Source organism: Marinomonas sp. PE14-40 (genome assembly GCF_051623805.1).
Classification (GTDB): domain Bacteria; phylum Pseudomonadota; class Gammaproteobacteria; order Pseudomonadales; family Marinomonadaceae; genus Marinomonas.
Window position 1 is genome coordinate 1,438,418 of record NZ_CP130700.1, and the last position, 23,687, is coordinate 1,462,104.

Consider the following 23,687-nt stretch of genomic DNA (forward strand, 5'->3'; position numbering starts at 1 on the left):
TTAATCTAACAATAAATTAAATCGCTTTTAGTGCTTGAGTTTTTAACACCTGCTTATCAATTTTGCCTACCGCTGTTAATGGCATACTTGAAAGAAACTGAATCTCATCAGGCAAACTTTCTTTCCCTATCCCCAAAGACACAAGGTGTTTACGAAAAACCAAAGGCTGAATATCAGGATTTTTCAATACGAGAAAAGCACAGCTTTTTTCGCCTAATTCAGCATCAGGCACAGCCACTAATGCCGCCTGAGAGATAGCCTCATGTCTCAACAAAAGATTCTCTACCTCATGTATCGCAAGGGTTTTATGGCCTCTTTTAATTTGCTCATTCACTCTTCCCACTACTTTGATATTTCCTAGTGCATCCTGTTGCACTAGATCACCAGAGCAATAAAAGCCCTCAGCATCAAAGGAACTTTGGTTATATTCAGGACTATTGAAATACCCTCTAAAAGTATATGGACCACGGGTTAGTAACATGCCAGTTTGGCCAATAGGCACTTCTTGGCAAGCTTGGTTGACCACCCTTACCTCATCAGCTTCACTCATAGGTCTGCCTTGCGTGGTGTAATTTAGCTCTTCATCCAAACGCGTATAATTCACCAGACCTTCTGCCATTCCAAAGACCTGTTGTAATTGACAACCTAAAACTTGCGGCACCGATCTCGCTTGCGCTTCTGCAAAACTTGCCCCACCTACTTGAAGGAGCTTTAAGCTTTTTAATTTAGCTTGATGCTCAGGCGCTGCATCCAGCCATAAACCAACCGCTGGTGGCACTAGTGCAGTCATATTCACTTGATGCTTGCTGATTAGCTCAAAGCAATGCAGAGGCTCAGAAGATTGCGCGATAATCAAAGTCGCACCAGCATAAAATACACCTAAAGCACCCGGTGAACTCATTGGAAAGTTATGTTGAATAGGCAAAGCACACAAATAGCGCGTATTTTGGTCTAGCCCACATACTTCAACACTTTTCCTAACACTATAAAGATAATCGTTATGGGTTCTGGGAATGAGTTTTGAGATGCCTGTACTGCCACTCGATAGCTGAAAAAAGGCCACTTCATCAGCACCAGAGGCCTGATCAAAACTCGGGTTATCAATTACCTTCATGTCTCTAGTGTAAAGAATATCTTGTATAGAAACGGCATAGTCACAGGCTTTCAAAGACAAGACAGTTTGTATACTTGTAGAAGTCGTTTTCAGCTCAGAGATAAACGCTTTAGTGGCAAATAATTCATGATCGGGTGAGACAATAAGTAAACTAGGTGATAGCTGCTCAACATAACTAGTAAGCTCAACTGCTTGTTGATGAAACAAAGCGTTTACTGGTGCTACACCAAGTTTTAGCAAAGCAAAATAAGTAACATAAAACTCTAGACAATTAGGCAACTGAACTAGCGCAGTATCACATTTTTCAACCCCCTGTTGATCAAGATAGATGGCAAGCGTATTGGCCATTTGATCAAGCTCTAAATAACTCACCTGCCTTTCATCATCTATAATCGCGACACTATGAGGATTACTCTCCACCTGATCTTCAATCATTTGAGTTAAAGGTTCATCACTCCAATAACCCGCTTTGCGATAAGCATCTTCAAAGTTTTTTGGCCAACGACTATAGGCAATGCTCATAACCCTTCTCCTCCAATTACTTTTGCTTTATCAAAGCCAAACGCATCCATCATGGTTGCCAACTTTGCTTGAGTTTCTAACCATTCTGCATCAGGACTTGACGCTTCAACTATGCCAGCACCGGCAAACAATCTAACTTGATCATGGGACACAGTGCCGCAACGTATCGTTACAACCCATTCACCATTACCTTGTGCATCACACCAACCGACCATGCCTGTAAAAAGGCCTCGTTCGAAGGGCTCAACCAGATCAATCAATTTTTTTGCCAATCGCGTGGGATAGCCACAAACAGCCGGTGTGGGGTGTAACTGACAAGCCAAAGTCAACACAGACAAATCCGCATACTTCAATTCGCCTTTTATCTGAGTAGATAAATGCCACATACGTGAAGTACTCATTAACTCTGGTTGATGAGGCGCATCAAGGCTGTCGCAATAAGGAGCTAATACATTACGAACATCATCAATCACGAGTTTATGTTCGAAGTTATCTTTGCTAGATTGCTTTAACTCACTGGCATGTTGCTCATCTATCTCTTTATTTGCCATTCGTTTCGCAGAACCAGCAAGAGGATTAGAAAAAACCTTCACACCTTCTTTACGAAGCAATAATTCGGGGCTTGCACCAATTAAGTCTGTGTTTGAGTTCAAAGGGATTTTAAAATGATAACCAGCGGGGTTTTGGTTTAATAAATTCTGAAGTACTTTTTGCGTATTTACAGGTTCTTTCGTCTTCACTTCATATACACGAGATAACACAGCCTTTTGAATATCGCTGTGTTCAAAGTTAGCAATAGCCTGCTTTACACCACGTTTAAAGGTAATCTCATCAGGAATACTTTTTGCCATTTCAATCAAGTTTGAGTAACTTGCATTTGCTTGCTTTTCCTTCTGCAGCAAATCATTTCGATCAAAAAATTCATATTCACTCGGTACATATAGACAAGAGTCTTGGGTGAGATCAAATGGAATAGCACCAATTAAAATCGGATTTTCCTGGCCCAGCTCTCGCGCCTTGTTAAATGCCTGAGTGATAGCAAGTTGAAATTCACTTCTTTCACTTTCTTCACCAAATGCTGGGGTAGAAACCTTAGCCACCAGCCCCTTTGCCTTTATGCTCTTATGAGCTGACATATACAAATAGTCAGCTAACTCTTCTGCATCTGATAATTCAGAGCCCGAAGCTTGATTAGAGCTGTTGTTCATCCCTATCTCCATGACAATACTATTTGACTACTAAGTAGCTTTTATCTCTAAAAATCACTCATTCATCGATTCAATGACGTTAAATTGGTAATTAAACATAAACGGGAAACATGAGATTAATCGCCTATTGCTTGAAACACTTAGCAATCACTTTATCCCAACACTGTTTCCCTGATTAATGCTTCATTTCACTAGAGATTTAGGCTGAGCCCAATGGCGGTCAATATAGTCAATACAGGTATCACGATCTCCTGGGCCGTATTCTAGATACCAGCCCATAGGAATATCCTGTAATTTTGGCCATAAGCTGTACTGCTCATTAAGATTACTTAATACAACAAAGCCAACTTCATCTTGCTTGTTATTTAAAGTTCCCATCTATACACCTCCAAGCGTTACCAATGTTTTTTGACATAAGAGCCCAAATCAATTGCACTTTCCTATGCGATAAATGAAATATACGCCAAACTTCAAATGAATACAAGAATCATTCTCATTTAGATTTCCGTTTATTATTTCTCTCTATTACAATAAAAAATCCAAAAAAAACCACCTTGGTTTGCACCAAGGTGGTTTTCTATAAAACAGTAAAAAGGCGTTTTTAACGCTTTTTCAGAACCAAGCTACCAATTGAGTAACCTGCACCAAATGAACAAATTACACCAATATCATCTTTTTTAAGGTCCTCATGATTTTTAGCAAAAGCAATAATTGAACCTGCTGACGCAGTATTAGCAAAAGTATCTAACACAACAGGCGCTTCATCCGCAGTTGCATCTCTGCCTAAAAGGCGTTTGCTAATTAATAGATTCATATTGATATTTGCCTGATGCAACCACCAGCGTCTCAATTGAGAAACCTGCACACCTACATCATTAAGGTGACTTTCGATATGTTCTGCTGCCATAGGGCAAACTTCTTTAAACACTTTACGACCATTTTGATGGAAGAGTTTATCCGTCGCAAATGGATCTTCATCCGTTACCCTAGCAACATAGCCAAAGTTTGAACGAATGTTATTCGAATAAGACGTCACGCAACGCGTCCCTAGCACATCAAAACTGTGCTCAGATTGGCAGCTCGCTGCGGTTTCGACAACAACAGCTGTAGCTACATCGCCAAAGATAAAGTGCGAATCCCTATCCGTGTAATTTACTTGGGGAGAGGTTAATTCTGGGTTGATAACAAGCACACACTTAGCACTGCCCGCAGCGACTGAGTCATGGGCGCGCTGCAAGCCAAAGGTTGCTGCAGAACAAGCCACCAACATATCAAAACCAAAACCTTGAATACCTAGCTTAGCTTGTACTTCAATCGCAATGGCTGGATATGAACGTTCGGTATAGGCACAGGCAACGATAACCATATCAACATCAGCAGGGGTTTTATTCGCTGCTTGTAATGCTTTCTCTGCTGCTGCAACCGCCATTTCTGCCTGATGGGATAATTCATCATCACTTCTCGGCTCAAGTTTTGGTCGCATACGGTTAATATCGAGTACGCCTTCTTTGGCATAAACATAACGGCTTTTAATACCTGATGCTTTTTCAATAAAAGCAGCGCTGGATAAAGGCTTTGGACTCAATTCGTCGGCTTCAATTTGGGCGGCATGATCAATATTGTATTGCGTTGCCCAAGCATTATAACTTTCGACTAATTCTTCATTTGTAATTGTATTGGCTGGCGTCCATAGACCAACCCCACTGATGACAACATTATTTTTATTACTGACTTGGTTTTCCATAGGATTTACTCGTGTTTTGTCAATCATTTCCAAACATTGTCTCGTAACTGAAACAATTAGTCCATTTACATTATGTTGATATTGTTAATAATAACTATAAGTAATAACTATAATTTACCTTTTTCTTCGCCTTTCTTTTGTATAGCACAAATTATCTTAGTTAAATTTACTCCACTCTTCCTTAAGACAACCAAAGGCAAACAATATTTAGCCATTTGCTTGATTCATAAACAAAATTAATATGTGAGTTACAAAAAACGTTATTGAGGCTTCCCCTTCTCTAGCATATGCTTAAATGACTAAAAGGAAGGAGACGCTGTGATGAAACAAAATCATACCGCTTTAATTCTCTCTGGTGGTGGAGCTAGAGCGGCTTATCAAGTTGGTGTTTTATCAGCAATAGGTAAGATGATGCCTAAGCATTCTAGTATCCCCTTCCCGATTCTGTGCGGCACCTCTGCTGGTGCGCTAAACGCTGCCATGTTAGCCGCGAATGCTGACAACTTTACCCGGGCAATTAGTAAGCTCGCCTACCTTTGGCGTCATTTATCACCTGATCAGATTTATCATGTCGACTCTCTTTCTATGATGTCTTCAGTGAGTCGAATTCTGCTTTCTTTGTTTCAACATGGTAGCCCAAAACAACAATTATCTTTATTGAATAATCAGCCTCTTAGACAACTATTACAGCGTTTCTTAGATCTAGACCGTATTAATACCTGCATCCATAGAAAGCATTTACGCGCCCTTAGCATCACCGCCATGAGTTATAGTTCAGGTAAAACTACCAGCTTTTTCCAAGGCAGTTCAAATCTTGAGAATTGGGAGAATAATCGAAACTTGGGCCTAAGAAGCAGACTTACCTATAACCATTTATTAGCCTCCAGTGCCATACCGACTATTTTTCCCGCTCAAAAGATTGGTGAACATTACTTCGCAGATGGAGCCATGAGACAGCAATCACCCATTAGCCCAGCTCTTCACTTAGGGGCTAAAAAGGTCATGATTATTGGTGTCAGTGGTAACCGTGCGCCCAAGCATTGGAATCACGAAATGGCAAGACCTCATCCCCCTTCTATTGCTCAGATTACAGGGCAGCTACTTAACAGTGCGTTTATTGATAACCTGGAAGATGATATTCAACAGCTTGAGCGTATCAACCAACTAAGTATGAATCAGCCTCAGAGTAGTTACGAGGCAATTGACACCTTAATCATTTCCCCTTCTGTTGAACTAGACCAACTAGCGGCTCAGCATTACTCAGACCTTCCTCGTAGTTTGAAGTATGTCATGAGCTCTATTGGAGCGACGCCCAAAGCAGGCGGTAGTTCAGCAGCAAGTTACCTACTTTTCACTAAGGATTATTGTCGTAGCCTGATTGAATTGGGGCAAAAGGATGCCAACTGGGAAAAAGATAAAATCATGTCTTTTTTAAACATACCTGCCCATGCCAAACCCGTTTACGAATAACCGCTTTTTTGCTGTTATTTGATATTTCGCTCCTTTGCTTAATTTTAATTTTCACTTAAAAAGCTAAACTCAGTAATTAAGCTCTTGCTCATAAACATTGAATACAGGGCTTTAGCGCTCATTTTCAAAAAATTGACATCTAACCGTCATAAGTTTGCACTAAATCAGTCACAATAAATCGGCACTATCTAGTCTAACCAAATCACATAAAGCCATAACTTGCTAACAAGAGGTTAGAATGAAAACCACTTTGCTGTCTCAAAAACGTGCAATGAAACATTTACCTAAAACCCTATTGGGCGTAGCTATCATCTCCGCGATAGGCGCAGCTCAAGCTGAATCGTTTAACCGTATCGCCACTTGGTCGGTTAAAGATAATCTGCCAACTAATCTTGCGCAAAGCACAGAAACATCGGCAGAAATCATTACTGCAAGTAAAGATGGCAACACCTTAATTTATTCTGATAGCCCATTAGGTGGCCTTGGCTTTATTGATATTAAAAACGCAAATGCCCCAAAGGCCGCTGGTTTTCTTGCTCTTGATGGCGAGCCGACATCGGTTTCGGCTACCAAAAAATACGCTTTAACTGGGGTTAACACCTCAGCAAGTTATACTGCGCCAAGTGGTAAACTCAGTGCGATTGATCTAAACACTCATAAAGAAATAAGATCTTGTGACCTTGGCGGCCAACCAGACTCAGTCGCGGTATCTAAAGATGAGACGTTTGTTGCCATCGCCATTGAAAACGAACGTGATGAAGACCTAAACGATGGCGCCATGCCTCAATACCCTGCAGGTAACCTTGTCATTCTGCCGCTAGATCAAGGTTTACCAGTATGTGCTCAGAAGAAAATGGTAGACCTTAGAGGCTTAGCAAAAGTTGCCCCAACAGATCCAGAACCTGAATTTGTTGACTTCAATGACGCCAACGAAATCGTAGTGACACTACAAGAAAATAACCATCTCGTTGTTGTTGATGCTGCAAGCGGTAAGATCTTGTCACACTTCCCTGCAGGCGCTGTAAACCTTAACAATGTTGACCTAAAAGAAGAAAGAGCCCTGACATTTGATGGCCAGCAAGTACAAAGAAAACGTGAGCCTGATGCGGTTCAATGGTTAGATAATGATCGCTTTGTTACCGCTAACGAAGGTGATTTTGAAGGCGGCTCTCGCGGTTTCACCATCTTTAATAAACAAGGTGATGTGTTATTTGAATCGGGCTTAGAGCTTGAATATCGCATGGCAATGGCAGGTCACTATCCAGATAAGCGTTCAGGCAATAAAGGTGTCGAGCCAGAAGGCCTTGAAGTCGCTAGCTTTAACGGAGAAACCTATATCTTTGTATTAGCAGAACGCGCTGGCCTAGTCGGTGTGTATAAAGACACAGGAACTGAGCCTAAGTTTGTACAGCTTTTACCTTCAGGTATTGCGCCAGAAGGTGCTATTGCTATTCCTAGTCGTGACTTGTTTGTCACAGCCAATGAGAAAGACTTGATTGAAGACAAAGGCCCTCGCTCTCATGTCATGATTTACCAGCGTAGCCAAGCCGCCGCCGCTTATCCACAAATTGAATCTGTAATGAAGGGCGATCGTCCACTGGGTTGGGGAGCTTTATCAGGCCTAGTAAGTGATACCAAGCAAAGCAAAAAATTCTATGCGGTTAACGATAGCTTCTATCGCAACCAAGCAAGCATATTTACCATTGATGCAAGCTCAACGCCGGCAAAGATCATTAGCGCCCTACCTGTATTAAGAGACGGTTTACCTGCACAAAAACTTGATCTTGAAGGGATCACAAATGACGGTAAAGGCGGCTTTTGGGTAGCGTCTGAAGGTCGTACTGATCGCTTAACACCCCATGCTATTTACAACATTAATAAGAAAGGTGAAATCAAAAAAGAAATCCCTTTCCCAGTAGAATTATTAGCGGTTGAAAAGCGTTTCGGTGCTGAAGGTATTACCCGCATTGGCGATACTCTATGGATAGCCATTCAACGTCAATGGAAAGATGATCCAAAAAATACCACCAAGCTAGTGTCTTACAATACTAAAACCAAAGAATGGGGTGCGGTTCGCTACCCTACTCAAGAAAGCCAAAAGGGTTGGGTTGGTTTATCTGAAATCACTGCACATGGTGATTGGGTATACATTATAGAACGTGATAACCAACTAGACGACAATGCAAAAATTAAGCGTTTATACAAAGTAGCTGTTTCACAGCTAAAACCAGCCAAACTCGGTTCTAAACTGCCTTTGGTTAAAAAAGAGTTAGCCCACGACTTCATCCCTAACCTGAAAGAAGGTAAAGGCTATGTTACTGACAAGATCGAAGGCTTTGCAATTGATAGCAAGGGAGTAGGTTTTGCACTAACCGATAATGACGGTGTGGATGACAGCTCTGGCGAGACCCTTTTCTTTACTATCGGGAAAATGTAACACTCGCTGAGCATAAAAAGGTCAGACTTAAAGTCTGGCCTTTTTATTTTTCGATTCGCAAGCATTTGAAAAATAGGTTTAAAATAACAACACCTTTATCTAAAACAAATACAGATAACTAATGGATGTCGAAATAATGCGCTCTTGCTCAATAATAGGACTCTCATCTAAGCCCAAATGATGGCTATTTTCTATTTCAAAGCTCAAAGTTGAGTTTTCTGTTAAAGCATAATTCAACAAAACATTAAGCTGAACAATACGCGTTTCACTCGCATCATAAGCACGAATATTACCAGAAGTTAAATCTGATTCAGCCTGACTTACCCCATACAAGTGATTACTTAACCTCTTATCTTGATATACAAAGTTTGCACCTAATTCCAGTTCAAACTGCCAAATCTCATAGTTATTCCCAATACCCAGCCCTAAGCTGAAACCGTCATGCTTACCTGATATATCTTGACTTAATACCGCTTCAATTGGCCCAGTTTGATATATGAGAGATACCATCAAAGCTGCGTCTCTATCTTCTAACAAGTCCAAATTAGTATTATTTGAATCATCGAAATCCACTTCATGCGTTAAAGCTTCAATTGAGAATGCAATGTTATTTGACGATCCCATAGGGTTAACTTGATAGCCTAATTCAAGCCCCTTTAGATATAAATGCTTCCCTAGATATGCAAACACAGGTGTAAAACCTTGATCATCATCCATGTCTAAATATACCGATCCTTCTTTGCCATATCTGGTCCCTAATAGCCAGATACCACCAGGCTCTTTTGCATTCTGATTTTCTTCAGTGATTTCAGAGGTAAAACTTGTGTCTGACAGAATTATCTCATTGGCAAAAGAAGGGCTAGCCCAAGCCAAGATGGCAACACTAACGAATACTTTCATTTGTACCACAGGGTTTATCAAGATGTTATTGCTAACTTAAAAGCCTAAATCTGATTAGTTGTGAGTGGGCATCTTCACATTTGATATCTTTTTTGACTCTTTATCTGACAAGCACACTAATTGCTGACGTCTAAATTCGCTTGGTGTCCCTATACCTTGCTTAGAAAATGCCGTATAAAATGCCGATTTAGAGTTAAAACCTGCTGCTATCGCTATGTCGACAATGGCTTTTGAAGGTGATTCCAACATGATTCTTTTAGCCTCTTCAATGCGATACTCATTCACGTAATCATAAAAGCACTTACCTGCAACTTGATTAATAGCAGCTGAAATTTGATTGCTCGAATATCCGGTCAGACCGGATAAATCTGATAGAGTCAGTTTGTGATTAAGATAAGCTTGCGCGTCAATAAACTGCTTTTCTATAGCCAAATAAACACTTTTATCCTGGGATTGTTGGGACGTGTTTTGCAGATACAAGTCATTTATTAAGACATTATCTTCCACTAACGCAGGCAAATCGGATAACGCGGATTGATACGTAAAATCTTGCCTAATAAGTAGATAAGCTGCAAAAATTGCTAATAAATAGTGTATATCTATAGGTCCTGTTGATCGTTCAAAAAACCATTGATACAGCGGGCTCACAAGCACATAAAGACAAATAAATGCCATCAAATAAATCCAGATTTTAATACCTATCAGATTATGCTTTTTTAAATCCGATAACGCTTGCCTTGCCTTCAAATCAAAGCCTTGAATACGCCTAAGGCAAAAGAAGGTATAAGGCAGCAGGCTAGCAAGATAAAGCACGATAAAACCTAACCAGATAGCACGCTCTGATAACGGCAGCCACATCAAAATAATGCCTGAAAGAAACAAAGCAAAATGAGCTAGGCTTGCTCGTCCAAATTTTGGCTGAGCAGACATAGAAACTAAATATAAATAAGTTAAAGGCCCTAGCAATAAATGTGCAGCGTTCTGAAGCTTTTCAAGAGTGGGATAAAATATGAAGTTGATATGATTAGCACTAATAAATGCATCGGCTTCTATCATTGCAAACACAATACAAAGGCACGCTAATAAATAGTTTGCTCTGCGTGTGGCAACTAATACGGTTTGCCCTATCAATTTAATACTCAGCAAACCAAATAGTACGCTCCCTATTACATAAGGAAGACTTCCAATGTCTATTACACTCATATCCATACTCAACTTGTTAATGCCGTCTGCCTTTTTCCCAATAATGCCCGGCCTGGCTCTTTCCTTAGTAACCAGAGGCCAAAGAAAAACAATGGTAAACACACTACCACAGTGCCTAAAGTATCTTCAAAAGTCTTAGCATCTGGCTCAAACCCAGACTCACTTATAAAGCTCATATAATTAATTACCCCATGAATAATAATCAAAGGTAACAATGAGCGAGTTACTATATAACAAGCAGCAAAACCAACCCCGATAAAAAAAGCATATAAAACCTGACCTAACACTGCTCCTAAAGTATCTGGATGAGTGATTAAGTTCGCCAAATGAGCCAAACCAAACAGAAAAGAACTTACTAATACAGCATACAAATAAGGCCGTTTACTCTGTTTTAGCTCAAACTCTCTAATCAATATGGCTAACGCAAATGCACGGCATAATAACTCTTCAAAGCCAGCTGATATAATGGTGTTAATGCCAGCCAACAAAAGTATGGCGTTTGAATGAGGGAAAATGCCGTCCATATTGAGAAAAATATATGCAGCAGGAATCAAGAAAACAGAAAACCGTCTTAACTCAGATATAGAAAACCACTGAATATATGACCAAAACTTATAATAGGAAATCGTAAGTAGAATAAATACCAGAGCGGCAATGTTCTCACATAAATTAATAACAAGACGTGTACTAAAGGCAAAACTAGAACCTATAGCCGCGGCAGATTGAACGCTAATAGCCATTAAGTAAATAGTACATAAAAGCCATATTGCCCTTTTAAAAGAGGGTGTTAATAATCTTGTCATCTTGATCTCCTTAAAAAGAAACCAAGATGCCAAATTGAGTAGATTAAAGCGTCCTACTCCTCACTTTAGATATCCACTTGCGCCCAAAGCCTTTGAATTCATAGCCTAAGAAGGTCATTTTAATTTTACTATTTTGCGTTATTTAAGCTGAAAGCCAAAAATATGGTTAAGAATCCCGCTAAAAAGAACACCATAATGCCTAATAAAATACGGCTTAACCACTGAACTTCCTGATCTTTGCAATAACGCCATTCCTGTTTAAAGAGAAATTTAACAAAGGTTAGATTACTAGTAACTGGGTTAAAACTTAAGAAAGTGGGTCTACCTAAAGCATCGAAAACCTTGGGAAACTTCATTTCCAACACTTTAAAAACACGATAAGTCAGCAACAGCCAAATTAGAAAAGAACAAAAAAGTACGATGACAGATAAAGTAACAAAAGTTTCCAATCCTAACTCCTTAATGCCAAACAATAATTTATAGCATATTAAACACGAGACATATGTAAAGTAAGCGAAAAGAAAGGTAGCACATTCATTCCAAATTTAAGCGTTTAGCTGAGAAAAAGTTACTCTATTTTTAGTCACCTACAGATATAGAGTTTAGCAAAAATTATTAAGCTGGCTGTGAAGTGGGTCAGAGAATTGGAAAATAAATTAGATTATCTATCGGCTAGAAAGGTTTAAATGAGTTGCCACTTAATCAAAAAGCGACAACTCATTTTAAGAAGTTATATGAAGGTCTGTAAAGGTAACTCTCATTAAGAGTCTTACACCATACGACTTAAAACATCACTTTCTTTACCATCGAATAATTTGTGTTTAATCACGCCTAGCACATGTGCAGCTAAAATAAAGACTAACAACCAAGAAGTTAAGCTATGCACTTGATGAAAAACACCTGTCCATAATTCACTTTTTGAGGTGATATCAGGTACGGTAAATAACCCAAACATATCAATACCATCGGAATAAGCGTAGGTAGATGTCATCAGGTAACCAGATAAAGGCATCAAAACCATGCATAGATACAAAAGACGATGAGCCCATTTTGATAACATAAGTTCCCATTGTTTTAACCCTGTCGCAGGTGCTGGGATAGGACCTTTTTTACGAAAGAAAATTCTAGCGGTTATCAAAACCATAGCCAAAATGCCAAAGGATTGATGAATAGGATAAAAGTCATACTTATTTGCGGCATCTGGATCCAGGTCTGCCATATAAATACCCACGACCAAAAGAAAAATAATAGTTAATGCACTCACCCAATGTACAAGACGTAGCCCTAAAGGATACTTTTTAACTTGGTTTGAATCTGCCATTTTGCAACCTGCTGAACTTAAAAAATTTATTATTATGTTGAAATAAACTAGCCAAAATACGCTTTTCATTTTGGCTAGCTAAAAGAAAGAGCCTAAGAAAAGTTCTTAAGAAAATAAACCTTCATCAGCCATGGATTTCACCACTTGAGGACGTTCAGCAATACGGCCGACAAAAGCCGCCAAGTTAGGCCATTCACCCAAGTTAATTCCTAAAGGCATAGTCCAACCAGCAATAACAAACAGGTAGATATCAGCAACTGAAAACTTGTTTTCAACTAGATACTCTCTATCTGACAAGACGCCATTTAAGTAGTTAAATTTAGAGGCAATCAGGGCAAGTGTGCTTTCTCTTTCCTCATCAGAACAATTCATAAATAATGGGCCAAATGCTTTATGAAGATCTGAGGTCAAAAAATTAAGTATTTCGTGCAACCTAGCACGGGCTAAGGTACCAGACTCAGGCACCAGACCAGCCTCTGGATGTTGATCCGCAATATATTGAAGTACAGCAACAGATTCAGTCAGTACTTCTTGATTGTCTAAGGTTAAAGCAGGCACACGACCATGAGGATTTACCAGGGTAAAGTCATCTCCGTCTTGAATTACCTTTTCTCTTAGGTCGACTTGTACCAAATCGAATTGAGCACCAATTTCATTGAGTACTATGTGTGGAGCCAGTGAACATGCGCCTGGGCTGTAATAGAGTTTCATCAAGTTTCTCCTGAGGTTCTAAATAAAGAGTCAATGAAGATTAAATTACGCCCATATAGTCTGTTAATAAATAGACAGATATGTAGAATTATTCTGCATAAATGCACATTTAAATATTAAAGTGAGATAAGCTAATGCAAGCTAACTGGGATGACTTTCGAATTGCTCTACAAGTAGCCGAATCTGGCACGCTAACCAAAGCAGGTAGAATGCTAAATATGAATCACACAACGGTTCTAAGGCATATCAACCAATTAGAAGAAAGCCTAAACCTTAAGTTGTTTATCAGGCATCAAAGGGGATATCAGCTAACGGATGCAGGTAGGCTAATGCTTAATTCTGTACCCAGTATCAGACGGGACTTCGACAAATTAGTACATGAACTAACCAGTGTAGAACAAGGAGAACATGGCAAACTCAGGATCACCACTTTAAGTGGCCACTCCCCTCTCTTAAACGGTGCCATTGAATCATTTTATCGAGAGTTTCCTAATACTAAAATTCAAATCATAGCGACAGAAAAAACCATACCAGTCGAATCTGGCATCACACATATTTCAATTCGTATTGGTGCTCAGCCTAAAGGGCCCGATATTATTGTTAAAAAGCTTATGCACTTAAATGTGGGTTATTACGCATCTGAAGACTATATTGCTCGCTATAATCTACCTAAGTCCATCAGCGACTATAACCAACATCTTTGGGCTTTTCCAAGCGGGTTAAAACGAAATGTTCCTTTCATCAAACAAGTCGCTATGCATGTCAAAGAAGAAAGGGTCATTTATCAAAGTAATTTATTTTCAGATCTGCATTCTGTGATCAGCAAAGGCATGGCCATAGGGCCAATGGCAGAATACGAAGCAAAGGAGTATCAAGGTTTAAAGCGTTTACCGATTGAATTAGATCAAGATGGCGAAGTGCTCTGGTTTGTTTATCACAAAGACTTAAAAACCAATATTCACATACAAGCGTTTTATCGCCACCTGATTAATTCTTTATCTTAAACAGTCTGGTCAGTTTTTGAAAATTAAGGTTTACCCGGTAAAACCAAATTCATCATCAAAGCCACCAAAGAACCTGTTGTAATGCCAGACGCTAAAACAACCTGCATTACTTCAGGTAGATGTGCCAACAACTCAGGCCTTACGGTTACCGCCATACCTGCGCAAATCCCCATAGCAATGATGGCGCTGTTACGTTTACTCTGCTCTGTTTTGGCTAATATCTTGACACCGCCAGACACTATCATGGCGAAAATAACCAATCCCGCTCCGCCTAAAACCGGTAAAGGGATAATCACAACCAAGGCCGCCAGCACAGGGAACAAGCCAGCGAGCACCAACATTCCCCCCGTTAACGCCACCACATGACGGCTAGCAACCCCTGTCATACTGACAATACCCACGTTTTGAGAAAATGACGATAAAGGGGTAGTAGAACAGGTTGAAGCTAAGGCCGAACCTAATCCTTCACATAAAATCCCACGGGAAAGCTTCTTTCCAGTCAGCTTGGTATTAGTGACATCAGATAATGCAAGAAAGTCACCTGTGGACTCTATTGTAGTGACAAGGTAAGCAATCGACATCCCAATGATGCCACTCACAGGAAAGCTCATACCAAAATGAAACGGGCTAGGTAAAGCCACCCAAGCGGCCTCTTTTACCGGATTAAAATCAACCAACCCCATAAAAATACAGGCAATAAAGCCTATCATCATGCCGAGTAAGGCAGCTGATGCAGAAATAATCCCTCTACCCCATTGAGAAAGCACCATGACCACCACAAGTACTAGAAAGCCAATTATAAGGTTATCAACTGCAGCATAACCTGGTTCACCCACTTGCCCACCAGCAAACCAATCCACAGCAACGGGAATAAGAGACAAGCCAATTAAAGTGACGACGGTACCTGTCACAATGGGCGGAAAGAGTTTACGAATACTGGCCATATAAAAACTGCCAATAATCATCACCAGAGAAGACACAAGTGCAGAGCCTAAAATCCCTCCTACACCATGTTCTAGTCCTATTGCGATGGATACCCCAACAAAGGTAAAACTGGTCCCCATAACACTGGGTAAACGTATGCCTAATGACCCAACCCCTTTACATTGAATAAAGGTCACCACGCCAGAAATCAGCATGGCAGCATTTACCAATACCACTTTATCTTGGGTTGATAATTCGAGCACACCACCAACAACTAATGGCACAGCAATAATCGCCCCCAATGCCGCCAACAAGTGTTGTGCAGCTAAAATGAGAGATGTAATTAAGGGTGGCTTTTCTTCCACCTTATAAAAAAGAGACATTCACCTTCCTCAAAAGGGTACAAACAAGGGCTTCTGGCCCGTTTAACTTTCTATCAATACTAACATCAAGCAGTTTAGCAAAGCTAAATGTCTGATCACACAATGAAAAACACCTTGTCAGCTAAGCTAACAAGGTGTTCTTTTACCGCAAATCAAATGAAAAGCTGAGGCTAATTTAAGCTTGCGTCAACTCAGCAGGCTCATCTTCTTCTGTTACTTCTACTTCACGCCCAGGTAGCAAAAGGTTCAGACCTAATGCAACGAGAGAGCCTGTCGTAATACCTGAAGCAAAAATCACCTTCATAAATTCAGGTAAATTCGCGAGTAGTTCAGGTCTTACTGTCACAGCCATACCAGCACCAATACCTACCGCAACAATAATGCCATTGCGTTTGTTATGGGCAGTTTTAGATAGGATATTCACACCAGCAGTAATGATCATGGCAAACATCACCAAACCAGCGCCACCCAATACAGACAGAGGAATAATCACGATCAAAGCCGCTAACACAGGGAATAGGCCAGCCAATACCAACATTAAGCCAGTGATAGCCACAACATAACGGCTAGCAACACCTGTCATACCGACGATGCCGACATTCTGAGAGAAAGATGAGAAAGGCGTAGTAGAGAAAACAGATGCTAACGCCGACCCCAAACCATCGCACAAAATACCACGAGACAATTTTTTACCTGTTAGCTTGGTTTTTGTCACATCAGATAAGGCTAAGAAATCACCCGTCGATTCAATGATAGTGACAAGGTAAGCGATCGACATACCGATAATACCACTAATAGGAAAGGCTAAACCAAAGTGTAGCGGACTAGGTAAAGCAATCAACTCAGCCTCTTTCACAGGTGCAAAATCCACTAAACCCAGCATGATACAAGCAATAAAGCCTAATACTATGCCAATTACAACCGCGGATGCAGCAAAAATACCACGACCAAATTGAGAGAGAATAATCACAGTGAAGAGAACAAAGAAACCTATCATAAGGTTACTTAGCGAAGCATACCCTTCTTGCCCTACTTGACCACCTGCGATCCAATCAACGGCAACAGGAATCAAGGTTAGACCTATCAAGGTCACCACCGTCCCTGTTACCACAGGGGGAAAAAGCTTGCGAATCACTGGCATGAAAAAACTACCAATAATCATTACTAACGAAGCCACCAAAGCGGACCCTAATATCCCCGCAACCCCATGCTCAAAACCAATGGCAATAGATACCCCCACAAAGGTAAAACTGGTACCCATAACACAAGGTAAGCGTATCCCCACAGGGCCAGCACCACGACATTGGATAATAGTCACCACACCAGAAATCAACATAGCAGCATTCACTAATACCACCATATCTGATGTCGATAGACCAAGGACACCGCCTACAACCAGCGGTACTGCGATAATGGCACCTAATGCAGCAAGTAAATGCTGGGCTGCCAAAAGGATAGAGGTCGCCACAGGTGGCTTATCTTCAACTTTATATAAGAGTTCCATAGAACCCTCCTTTTATTTTTATATTATTGTTAATCAAATAGTTAGCCGGATGCACCGTGCTAAACACTTGATAAGGTCACCAAGAACATCATTGTTAACCTTACTCAACCGGATGCACCGTATTGATTAGGGTTAACAGGCTTTCCCTAATGAAAAGCAAAACAGCTGAACCTCCTGGTCACAGTTCGACTGCTGGGTTTACCTTGTGATAACAAGGCAAAACTAAGCTAATAAAAGCGCTAAAATTCAGCGTCTTCATACCCATTCTCCATTTCCTAACATGAATAAAAATTGGAAATCTCACATGGAGGCAAACAAATATTTTCTGACAAAGTGCCAGTGGCGAACAATGGGCAAAGCTAATTAGGATCAAAACAAAAAGAGTTTCGTGTCTACAGGCTATCGCTGAAATGCCTCCTACCTTGAGCGAATAAACACGAGATTCAAATGGCTTTAAATCAAATTGGATTTTTGCAGGTTAATTCGGTTTTTCAGGAAAGTCTAGATCAAGTCACATAGTGAAACGGCTAATCGGTATATCACAGGTCGAAACAAGCACTAACGACAAAAAAAGCCCCTTAGGAAATATCCTAAAGGGCTTAAAAAGGGAGGAAGTCAGATAAGAGAGCTCATTCATTCCCTCTTATCTAGCCCAATGAAGGGCGGCACAATAGAAAGTAAAATACCTTCTCTAGTTAGTACCTGTCGCCCATAAGGCCTGACCTGTACCCGAGTAGATGACTAGATTACCATCTCCTTGTAACGCTAGCTTGCTTCCTGATGGGTTAGTTCCAGAGGCCCATTTGACAGAACCATTGGCATCATAAATCACCAGATTACCATCACCTTGAAAGCTCATTTTGTAGTTCGCCCCCCAATTAGTTCCGCTAGACCACAAGGCATTACCTATTTGTCCATTACCGTATTTATATAAAACTAGGTTGCCATCACCTTGCATGCTTAACAATCTGTCATGAGTAACAACTGATTCACCTGCTTTTAGCGCTAAGTTGCCCCCAGTAAAGCTTAAAGAGTCAGATGTTATTGCAGAAAAGTGAGTCGCTTGATTCTGAACTAACCATTGGCCTTCTGTTTCTGCATCCGTATGATTTAACCAAACATGGGTGTAACCGACTGATTCTTTGGCCAATTTAAGTTTTTGGTTAGACTGGCTATTCGTTGGCATGCTAAAAGTACCGCCTAAATTGGTACAAGCACTCACCCCTTCGGACCATGCGCCCGTCGTATTATCCGGTACAAACCAGTTGCCGCTGGCATCTTCACACGCAAAAGCAAAATTTGCAGAACAAGAATTATCATCCCAGCGACCATTTTCCCATTGCACTGCACAATCTTGGTTACCACCAGAGTTATTAGGCTCGTTGTTATCCCAACTCCATACAGCCGCTTCAATACGGCCATCATCCATGACCATGTCATCTAAGTTGACAATATTGGCACCTGTTGCAAAAGCATCGCGCACTTCGTTGGCAGATAAACTATCAATTCCACCTTCAAAGAATTCCTTAATAGTGCCCAATGTGGTCGCATCTTCCCAAATACGCCCTACTTTACCTAACCCAGTAAAGGCAAGATTAGATAAATCGCCATTGCTAGAGCAGCCATTATCTTTCCATAAAATTATCTGCTTACCAGCAGCTAAAACATCTGCTTTAGTTAACGTATCTGGGATATCACCACAACCATTACTTGGGTAGATGTTATCGCCAAACCTTTCGTTCATTTGGCTATACAAATCACTATGATGCCCTTCTGTCGCATCTTCTATGTATAAGATAAGAACTTCATCTTGGCTCTCTGCACTTGCTAACCAATCTTTGATTTCATTAAACCCTTCCGTAGCATATTTGTCGTTAATACTACAAACCCCGTGGCACATCAGAAGCCTTTTCGGGTAAGAGAACAGGCTTTCCATTTTAGTCGTCCAATGAACGTCTATTTCAATGAAACGTGCTCCCATTCTTAACTGATCTCTGATGGAGTATTTTTGCTGAGGATCGAGATAACGACACCCTACAGAGAAATTACAACTGGTATAAACCTCTGAGTTATAGGTGTTGTGTGTGCCTAAAATATTGTTATCGATAATAGGTGCGTAATTATCTAATGCCCTTTGATAATCCATGGCTTTTCCCAACCAAGCATTATTAAAATCATCGATAGAGTCTGCGTGAACAGCAGGAGAAAAAACAAAGCTTGAGCCGATAATAGTGACGCTTGATGCAGCCAAACTAAAAAGCTTATTAAGAGAATTTTTCATTCATGATTCCTTGTTATTTTTATTTTGAGAAAACAAGCACTCGGCCTGTCTTCGTCATCGTCTGCAAGAAATCAATAGGTCTGCTCACTAATTATCACGCTCAAAACGCCATTTAATATAACTAAAATCGAGTCGATAAATTAGCGCTATTAAAAAAACAGTTTGAGGAAAAATAGCTAGCTTAATCCCAAACTTAAACAGTCATTCAAGAAACGAATCAAGTGCAGAGTAATAAATGAAATGAATAAAAAATATTACATCAAATTACTGAAATGAATAATGTAAATTGCATAACTGATATTTAGTTATATATTTTTATATGCTAGTAGAAACAATGATTTACTATCTAAATCACTACATCCTGTACTTGCTTGAACGCTAATATAGCCTGCTCAAGCTTTTCAAGACCTTGATCAAAGTCTTGCCTAGAATCAAATCCACCTAAGGATAAACGCAGGCCGTTTTCAACTAGTTGTAACTGGTCCTGATCGGTAAATAAATCAGCTGTTCTTACTTTAATATTCTGCTGTAACAAGGCATTATTTAAAGCATGCATATTGATATTGAGTGGCAAAGGTAACCAAACATTGAGACCGCCTGTTCGAGCTGAAAAGCCTAGATTTTTTAAGGTCTTAAGCATGGCAGTTTGTCGATAACGCATCTCCTCTGCCAAACGATTCTGGTTTTGTGAGAAAGCAGATGTGAGAATAAAACGTGACGCAATTTCAACTCCCATACTGGCATTCATCCAACACTGACTATGCAAGCTTTGGTTAAATTTCGCCTGCCAAATATCAGGTACTATGGCATAGGCGAGACGTAAACCACCAGCAACATATTTGGATAAACTCGATAGATAAAAGACCCTATCATTTGCCATTTGTTGCAAAGGTGAACACCAATTTTCAGGTAAAACATAATTTACATCGTCTTCGACAATATAAAAATCATAACGTTTTGAAAGCCGAATGATCTGCTCTCTCTGGCTTTTGGAATATTGAATATTGGTCGGATTTTGTATGTTAGCCGTAAGATATAAAAGCTTAGGATTTTCTGCTTGGCAATAGATTTCTAGTTGAACTAAATCGACCCCCTCTTCTGTGAGATCTAATGCTAACGTTTTCACCTTATTTGCTTTAGCTGCTTTGAAAAAGCCAGGGTATGCGAGGGCTTCATGCATCACAGCATCCCCTTGTTCACACAGTATTTGCAAACAGGTAAAAATCCCTTGTTGGGCACCTTGAGTGAAAATGATGCCTTCTGGCCTTACTTGAATCCCTTTAGTCCCTAACCATTTAGAAAAGAGCTGTTTATGTTTTAGTAAACCTTGATGAGCATAGGTCATCACATCAACCAAACCTACTGGGTCTTGGGCTAACTCTTGCATCGCTTTAGCAAGGACATCCTGTTGCCCCAACATAGGCTGCATACTCGAAGCAAAGTCATATAACTTAGGGCCAGTCTCCTGTCTCATAGGCACAGCGCTGTCTCTCACATAAGTGCCCGCTCCAAGCTTTGCTGTCACCCAGCCACGTTTCTCAACTAGGTCATAAGCTCTTGTCACTGTGCCATGAGTTATTGCAAGTTCATCTGCGAGCCAACGTTGGGCGGGGAGCTTATCATTTGCCTTTAGCTCACCAGAACGTATCGCTTGCTCAATACAAGTCGCTAATGCCTTATATTTAGGCTCACTTTCACATCCTTGTAAAAAAGCATTCTTATCCACTTCCCAGTTATTTTTCATCGCCTAGCACCCACAGAATTAAGATCAACACAACTTTGTATCCATACAATAAAATTATTGCCACTAAAAGTACAGCGTGAGAACCTATAAAAACAAATACAAAACATAAATTGTATCAATACAATATTTAATTTTTTTGTAATCAATTTTAAATTTACCTAAGGAGAGAGTTTTGGAAAGCGCCCTATTAAGCCTTGCACCCGCTATCATTTTTTTTAGCTTTATTAGTACCGTCACTCCCGGTCCAAACAACCTATTACTGGCTCATTCAGGTGCGCATTTTGGCATGCGAAAGACACTGCCTCACGTGCTAGGCATTCGCTGTGGCATGGTCATCCTGCATCTGTGTATTTTATTTGGGCTTGGAAAGATATTTGAAATTTGGCCAGTACTGCACCAAGTGTTTACTGTGTTGGCGGCCAGTTATATTGTTTACATGGCAATTAAGATAGCGATTAGTAAGCAGCCAAGCTCATCAAACAAAGGCGAGCCCATGGGGCTTTTTCAAGCAGCGAGCTTTCAATGGATCAACCCTAAATCTTGGGCAACCCTTATCACCCTAGGCTCCGCCTTTACCTTAAGTGGAGACCTCTTTTGGCCATCAGCACTTATGGGAATTATCCTGCATCAAATCGCGACGCTACCAGGCACCTTTATGTGGATCAGCATAGGTAAGTTGGTCGCCCATAAACTGAGTGATCCGACGTTTCATCGTCGCTTCAACCTCATCATGGGTGCGCTCTTATTAGCGAGTTTACCTCTTATCTTGATTGCCTAATGAGCTTGTTTTGATAGCAAACTGACAGAGCGTTATGAGGTTTGAACGGCTAAATAAATATCCGTAATTGCCTCAGTTTCAGCAACATCAGGAAAGAAGCGTACTCTTTCGAATAAAAGGGGGAAGTCTCTTAATTGCATTTGATGCTGGGCTTCCCCTTCTAAGCTATCAGGCGGTGGGGCTAAACAATATCGATAGAGTGAGGTTATTTTAGCAGCCAGCTCATCATCGCTGCCAATGTGGCGTGCTTTCAGAAACCTGCCTTGCTCTAACCTTCTCAATTGTAGGCCTGCTTCGATACTATTAGAGTCCAATGAATCCTTTAGATATTCACAGGCAATATCGAATCGAAACTCACTGGCCGGCACAGTGTTAGGGTCATGATAAAGCAAATTGAAAGTTCGGCTCTTACTTGGTGGTAAGCTTGCTGTTTTACGCCAATCTATAAAGCCCCGTATCGTCTGGCCTAATAAAGCAGGGTCACCTTTATGCCTCAAATAAGCTAATGTCATGCTTTCAAACGTAACAATCTCAACGGGAAAGTCTGTTTGATTAACCGACTTAGCTTTCCTATCAGCTAATACAGAGTGATGAGTTTTCTGCCAGAAAGACCAATCTGCGGCTTGTCTAAATGCACTTGGTGTTTGATCAAATACCTTCAAAAAAGCCCGACTAAAAGCTTCAGGGCTTTGATAATGTGCATTTAAAGCAATATCGATGATTTTATCTTCACGGTAAGCTAACTGATATGCAGCACGTTTAAGTCTCAAATTCTTTATCAAGTCATAAAAATTAAACCCGAAGTAGGCTTTAAACAATCGTTGAAAATGAAACTGAGACAAGCCAACGAAGGCACTAACTTCCTCGGCATTAAGCTTGTTATCTAAATGCGATTCAATATAACCAAGCGTCTTATCTAACTTGTCATCATGCATAATTTTATTCCCTACTTAATCGTCTCTATCAACAGATGTCTATTCTGGAGTCAGAATAGACATTTTAAGAAAGGAAAACTTGATCAATCCTGCTTTTCGAAAATAATCGACAAACAGGCTTCAGATTCAGGCAAGAATTTATGTAGCAGGTTCGCTTCTATGGTGAATTGCTGGCCTTGCTTCAATACTAAACTGTCTTCTTTAAGCATGAGGTGACATTCACCTTCTAAGACCAGAATGGTTTCGCTGGCATGAGTGTGGAGTTCGTCGGGATACTCAACGCCTTCCCCTAAACGTAATAACAATTGCGTAAGCTTATCTGTCTGACGTACTAAATGGTCTGTGTCTATTTCGAGTTGTCTTGCTGTCGTAAGTAAATCTTGTATCTGAATCATAATCTCTTCTCATCAAATTTTTAAAAGGCTAAGGAGCCTGCGATTAAGCTATTTGGAATAAGACAGATTTAATTCAGGCAAGGCTGAAAACACCAAAAGCATGTAGAAAAATGCGGGCGTTCTAGCTGATTGCATAAGATTTATGATGGGATGTAAAAGCATGGCTGGAGTCTAACAAAGAAACCAAGCATCTTAAACTAATTCAGTTTCACGCCTAATCATCCAGAATGAATCAAGCGATTTTCAAATAGGATAAGGCTCTCACCACATTTTAGATAAAACTGCTTCTTTAAAAGAGATTAAAGA

General features: G+C 40.3%; 20 protein-coding genes. 4 read left to right on the forward strand and 16 right to left on the reverse strand.

The features are described from left to right. Positions 1–16 precede the first annotated feature (16 nt). The 4 genes from Q0A08_RS06540 to Q0A08_RS06555 all read right to left on the reverse strand — a co-directional run bounded on the left by Q0A08_RS06540 (position 17) and on the right by Q0A08_RS06555 (position 4,588). The gene (locus Q0A08_RS06540) at positions 17–1,636 is read right to left on the reverse strand and encodes a (2,3-dihydroxybenzoyl)adenylate synthase (RefSeq protein ID WP_438465668.1); all 1,620 of its coding nucleotides are present in this window, start codon (positions 1,634–1,636) and stop codon (positions 17–19) included. Continuing rightward, on the reverse strand, positions 1,633–2,844 hold the full coding sequence (locus Q0A08_RS06545; RefSeq protein WP_438465669.1) for an isochorismate synthase: 1,212 nt from the start codon (positions 2,842–2,844) through the stop codon (positions 1,633–1,635). The genes Q0A08_RS06540 and Q0A08_RS06545 overlap by 4 nt, the downstream gene beginning before the upstream one ends. Positions 2,845–3,027: 183 nt before the next feature. Continuing rightward, a complete protein-coding gene (locus Q0A08_RS06550; protein ID WP_438465670.1) occupies positions 3,028–3,222 on the reverse strand; it encodes an MbtH family NRPS accessory protein in 195 nt (64 codons plus the stop codon). Between the two features lie 223 nt (positions 3,223–3,445). Then, the gene (locus Q0A08_RS06555) at positions 3,446–4,588 is read right to left on the reverse strand and encodes a beta-ketoacyl-ACP synthase III (RefSeq protein ID WP_438467612.1); all 1,143 of its coding nucleotides are present in this window, start codon (positions 4,586–4,588) and stop codon (positions 3,446–3,448) included. A gap of 321 nt (positions 4,589–4,909) precedes the next feature. Here Q0A08_RS06555 and Q0A08_RS06560 point away from each other — a divergent pair, with 321 nt between their 5' ends. Both Q0A08_RS06560 and Q0A08_RS06565 read left to right on the forward strand, forming a co-directional pair. Continuing rightward, positions 4,910–6,058, forward strand: a complete 1,149-nt coding sequence (locus Q0A08_RS06560) for a patatin-like phospholipase family protein (protein ID WP_438465671.1) — start codon at positions 4,910–4,912, stop codon at positions 6,056–6,058. Between the two features lie 238 nt (positions 6,059–6,296). Continuing rightward, complete coding sequence (locus Q0A08_RS06565; RefSeq protein WP_438465672.1) at positions 6,297–8,495, forward strand: esterase-like activity of phytase family protein; 2,199 nt, start codon at positions 6,297–6,299, stop codon at positions 8,493–8,495. A gap of 99 nt (positions 8,496–8,594) precedes the next feature. Here the strand turns inward: Q0A08_RS06565 and Q0A08_RS06570 are convergent, their stop codons facing one another. From Q0A08_RS06570 to gstA, 6 genes are all read right to left on the reverse strand, one after another. After that, on the reverse strand, positions 8,595–9,395 hold the full coding sequence (locus Q0A08_RS06570; protein WP_438465673.1) for a MipA/OmpV family protein: 801 nt from the start codon (positions 9,393–9,395) through the stop codon (positions 8,595–8,597). A 54-nt stretch (positions 9,396–9,449) separates the two neighbouring features. After that, on the reverse strand, positions 9,450–10,598 hold the full coding sequence (locus Q0A08_RS06575; protein ID WP_438465674.1) for a helix-turn-helix domain-containing protein: 1,149 nt from the start codon (positions 10,596–10,598) through the stop codon (positions 9,450–9,452). Between the two features lie 8 nt (positions 10,599–10,606). Continuing rightward, positions 10,607–11,401, reverse strand: a complete 795-nt coding sequence (locus Q0A08_RS06580) for a lysostaphin resistance A-like protein (protein ID WP_438465675.1) — start codon at positions 11,399–11,401, stop codon at positions 10,607–10,609. A 128-nt stretch (positions 11,402–11,529) separates the two neighbouring features. Beyond that, complete coding sequence (locus tag Q0A08_RS06585; RefSeq protein WP_438465676.1) at positions 11,530–11,850, reverse strand: hypothetical protein; 321 nt, start codon at positions 11,848–11,850, stop codon at positions 11,530–11,532. A gap of 320 nt (positions 11,851–12,170) precedes the next feature. Next, on the reverse strand, positions 12,171–12,722 hold the full coding sequence (locus Q0A08_RS06590) for a cytochrome b (protein ID WP_438465677.1): 552 nt from the start codon (positions 12,720–12,722) through the stop codon (positions 12,171–12,173). A gap of 105 nt (positions 12,723–12,827) precedes the next feature. Further along, positions 12,828–13,433 carry a glutathione transferase GstA gene (gstA, locus tag Q0A08_RS06595; protein WP_438465678.1) on the reverse strand — a complete coding sequence of 202 codons (606 nt, stop codon included), beginning with the start codon at positions 13,431–13,433 and terminating at the stop codon, positions 12,828–12,830. 134 nt (positions 13,434–13,567) lie between these two features. Here gstA and Q0A08_RS06600 point away from each other — a divergent pair, with 134 nt between their 5' ends. Next, entirely contained in the window at positions 13,568–14,437 is an 870-nt protein-coding gene (locus Q0A08_RS06600) for a LysR family transcriptional regulator (protein ID WP_438465679.1), read from the forward strand. Positions 14,438–14,460: 23 nt separating this feature from the next. Here Q0A08_RS06600 and Q0A08_RS06605 read toward each other — a convergent pair whose 3' ends face one another. From Q0A08_RS06605 to Q0A08_RS06620, 4 genes are all read right to left on the reverse strand, one after another. Further along, positions 14,461–15,744 (reverse strand): nucleobase:cation symporter-2 family protein, encoded by a 1,284-nt coding sequence (locus Q0A08_RS06605; RefSeq protein ID WP_438465680.1) that lies wholly within the window; start codon positions 15,742–15,744, stop codon positions 14,461–14,463. 175 nt (positions 15,745–15,919) lie between these two features. After that, positions 15,920–17,248, reverse strand: coding sequence for a nucleobase:cation symporter-2 family protein (locus Q0A08_RS06610; protein ID WP_438465681.1), 1,329 nt, complete (start codon positions 17,246–17,248; stop codon positions 15,920–15,922). 691 nt (positions 17,249–17,939) lie between these two features. Beyond that, positions 17,940–19,529: a lectin-like protein gene (locus tag Q0A08_RS06615; protein ID WP_438465682.1), complete on the reverse strand. Its 1,590-nt coding sequence runs from the start codon at positions 19,527–19,529 to the stop codon at positions 17,940–17,942. Between the two features lie 346 nt (positions 19,530–19,875). After that, on the reverse strand, positions 19,876–21,273 hold the full coding sequence (locus Q0A08_RS06620; RefSeq protein ID WP_438465683.1) for a PLP-dependent aminotransferase family protein: 1,398 nt from the start codon (positions 21,271–21,273) through the stop codon (positions 19,876–19,878). Between the two features lie 172 nt (positions 21,274–21,445). On the opposite strand from Q0A08_RS06620, the gene Q0A08_RS06625 reads away from it, so the two are divergent. Then, positions 21,446–22,051, forward strand: coding sequence for a LysE family translocator (locus Q0A08_RS06625; protein ID WP_438465684.1), 606 nt, complete (start codon positions 21,446–21,448; stop codon positions 22,049–22,051). Positions 22,052–22,083: 32 nt separating this feature from the next. Here the strand turns inward: Q0A08_RS06625 and Q0A08_RS06630 are convergent, their stop codons facing one another. Then, positions 22,084–22,986 carry an AraC family transcriptional regulator gene (locus Q0A08_RS06630; RefSeq protein ID WP_438465685.1) on the reverse strand — a complete coding sequence of 301 codons (903 nt, stop codon included), beginning with the start codon at positions 22,984–22,986 and terminating at the stop codon, positions 22,084–22,086. An 83-nt stretch (positions 22,987–23,069) separates the two neighbouring features. Next, positions 23,070–23,381, reverse strand: a complete 312-nt coding sequence (locus Q0A08_RS06635) for a cupin domain-containing protein (RefSeq protein WP_438465686.1) — start codon at positions 23,379–23,381, stop codon at positions 23,070–23,072. Between the last annotated feature and the right edge of the window lie 306 nt (positions 23,382–23,687).

What these genes read in the sequence shown, in the direction of transcription:
- Q0A08_RS06580 (WP_438465675.1), bottom strand. Translation starts at nt 11,401, where the DNA reads ATGACAAGATTATTAACACCCTCTTTTAAAAGGGCAATATGGCTTTTA.
- Q0A08_RS06575 (WP_438465674.1), bottom strand. Translation starts at nt 10,598, where the DNA reads ATGAGTGTAATAGACATTGGAAGTCTTCCTTATGTAATAGGGAGCGTA.
- gstA (WP_438465678.1), bottom strand. Translation starts at nt 13,433, where the DNA reads ATGAAACTCTATTACAGCCCAGGCGCATGTTCACTGGCTCCACACATA.
- Q0A08_RS06560 (WP_438465671.1), top strand. Translation starts at nt 4,910, where the DNA reads ATGAAACAAAATCATACCGCTTTAATTCTCTCTGGTGGTGGAGCTAGA.
- Q0A08_RS06600 (WP_438465679.1), top strand. Translation starts at nt 13,568, where the DNA reads ATGCAAGCTAACTGGGATGACTTTCGAATTGCTCTACAAGTAGCCGAA.
- Q0A08_RS06630 (WP_438465685.1), bottom strand. Translation starts at nt 22,986, where the DNA reads ATGCATGATGACAAGTTAGATAAGACGCTTGGTTATATTGAATCGCAT.
- Q0A08_RS06615 (WP_438465682.1), bottom strand. Translation starts at nt 19,529, where the DNA reads ATGAAAAATTCTCTTAATAAGCTTTTTAGTTTGGCTGCATCAAGCGTC.
- Q0A08_RS06635 (WP_438465686.1), bottom strand. Translation starts at nt 23,381, where the DNA reads ATGATTCAGATACAAGATTTACTTACGACAGCAAGACAACTCGAAATA.
- Q0A08_RS06540 (WP_438465668.1), bottom strand. Translation starts at nt 1,636, where the DNA reads ATGAGCATTGCCTATAGTCGTTGGCCAAAAAACTTTGAAGATGCTTAT.
- Q0A08_RS06605 (WP_438465680.1), bottom strand. Translation starts at nt 15,744, where the DNA reads ATGTCTCTTTTTTATAAGGTGGAAGAAAAGCCACCCTTAATTACATCT.
- Q0A08_RS06565 (WP_438465672.1), top strand. Translation starts at nt 6,297, where the DNA reads ATGAAAACCACTTTGCTGTCTCAAAAACGTGCAATGAAACATTTACCT.
- Q0A08_RS06550 (WP_438465670.1), bottom strand. Translation starts at nt 3,222, where the DNA reads ATGGGAACTTTAAATAACAAGCAAGATGAAGTTGGCTTTGTTGTATTA.
- Q0A08_RS06610 (WP_438465681.1), bottom strand. Translation starts at nt 17,248, where the DNA reads ATGGAACTCTTATATAAAGTTGAAGATAAGCCACCTGTGGCGACCTCT.
- Q0A08_RS06590 (WP_438465677.1), bottom strand. Translation starts at nt 12,722, where the DNA reads ATGGCAGATTCAAACCAAGTTAAAAAGTATCCTTTAGGGCTACGTCTT.
- Q0A08_RS06545 (WP_438465669.1), bottom strand. Translation starts at nt 2,844, where the DNA reads ATGAACAACAGCTCTAATCAAGCTTCGGGCTCTGAATTATCAGATGCA.
- Q0A08_RS06620 (WP_438465683.1), bottom strand. Translation starts at nt 21,273, where the DNA reads ATGAAAAATAACTGGGAAGTGGATAAGAATGCTTTTTTACAAGGATGT.
- Q0A08_RS06555 (WP_438467612.1), bottom strand. Translation starts at nt 4,588, where the DNA reads ATGGAAAACCAAGTCAGTAATAAAAATAATGTTGTCATCAGTGGGGTT.
- Q0A08_RS06570 (WP_438465673.1), bottom strand. Translation starts at nt 9,395, where the DNA reads ATGAAAGTATTCGTTAGTGTTGCCATCTTGGCTTGGGCTAGCCCTTCT.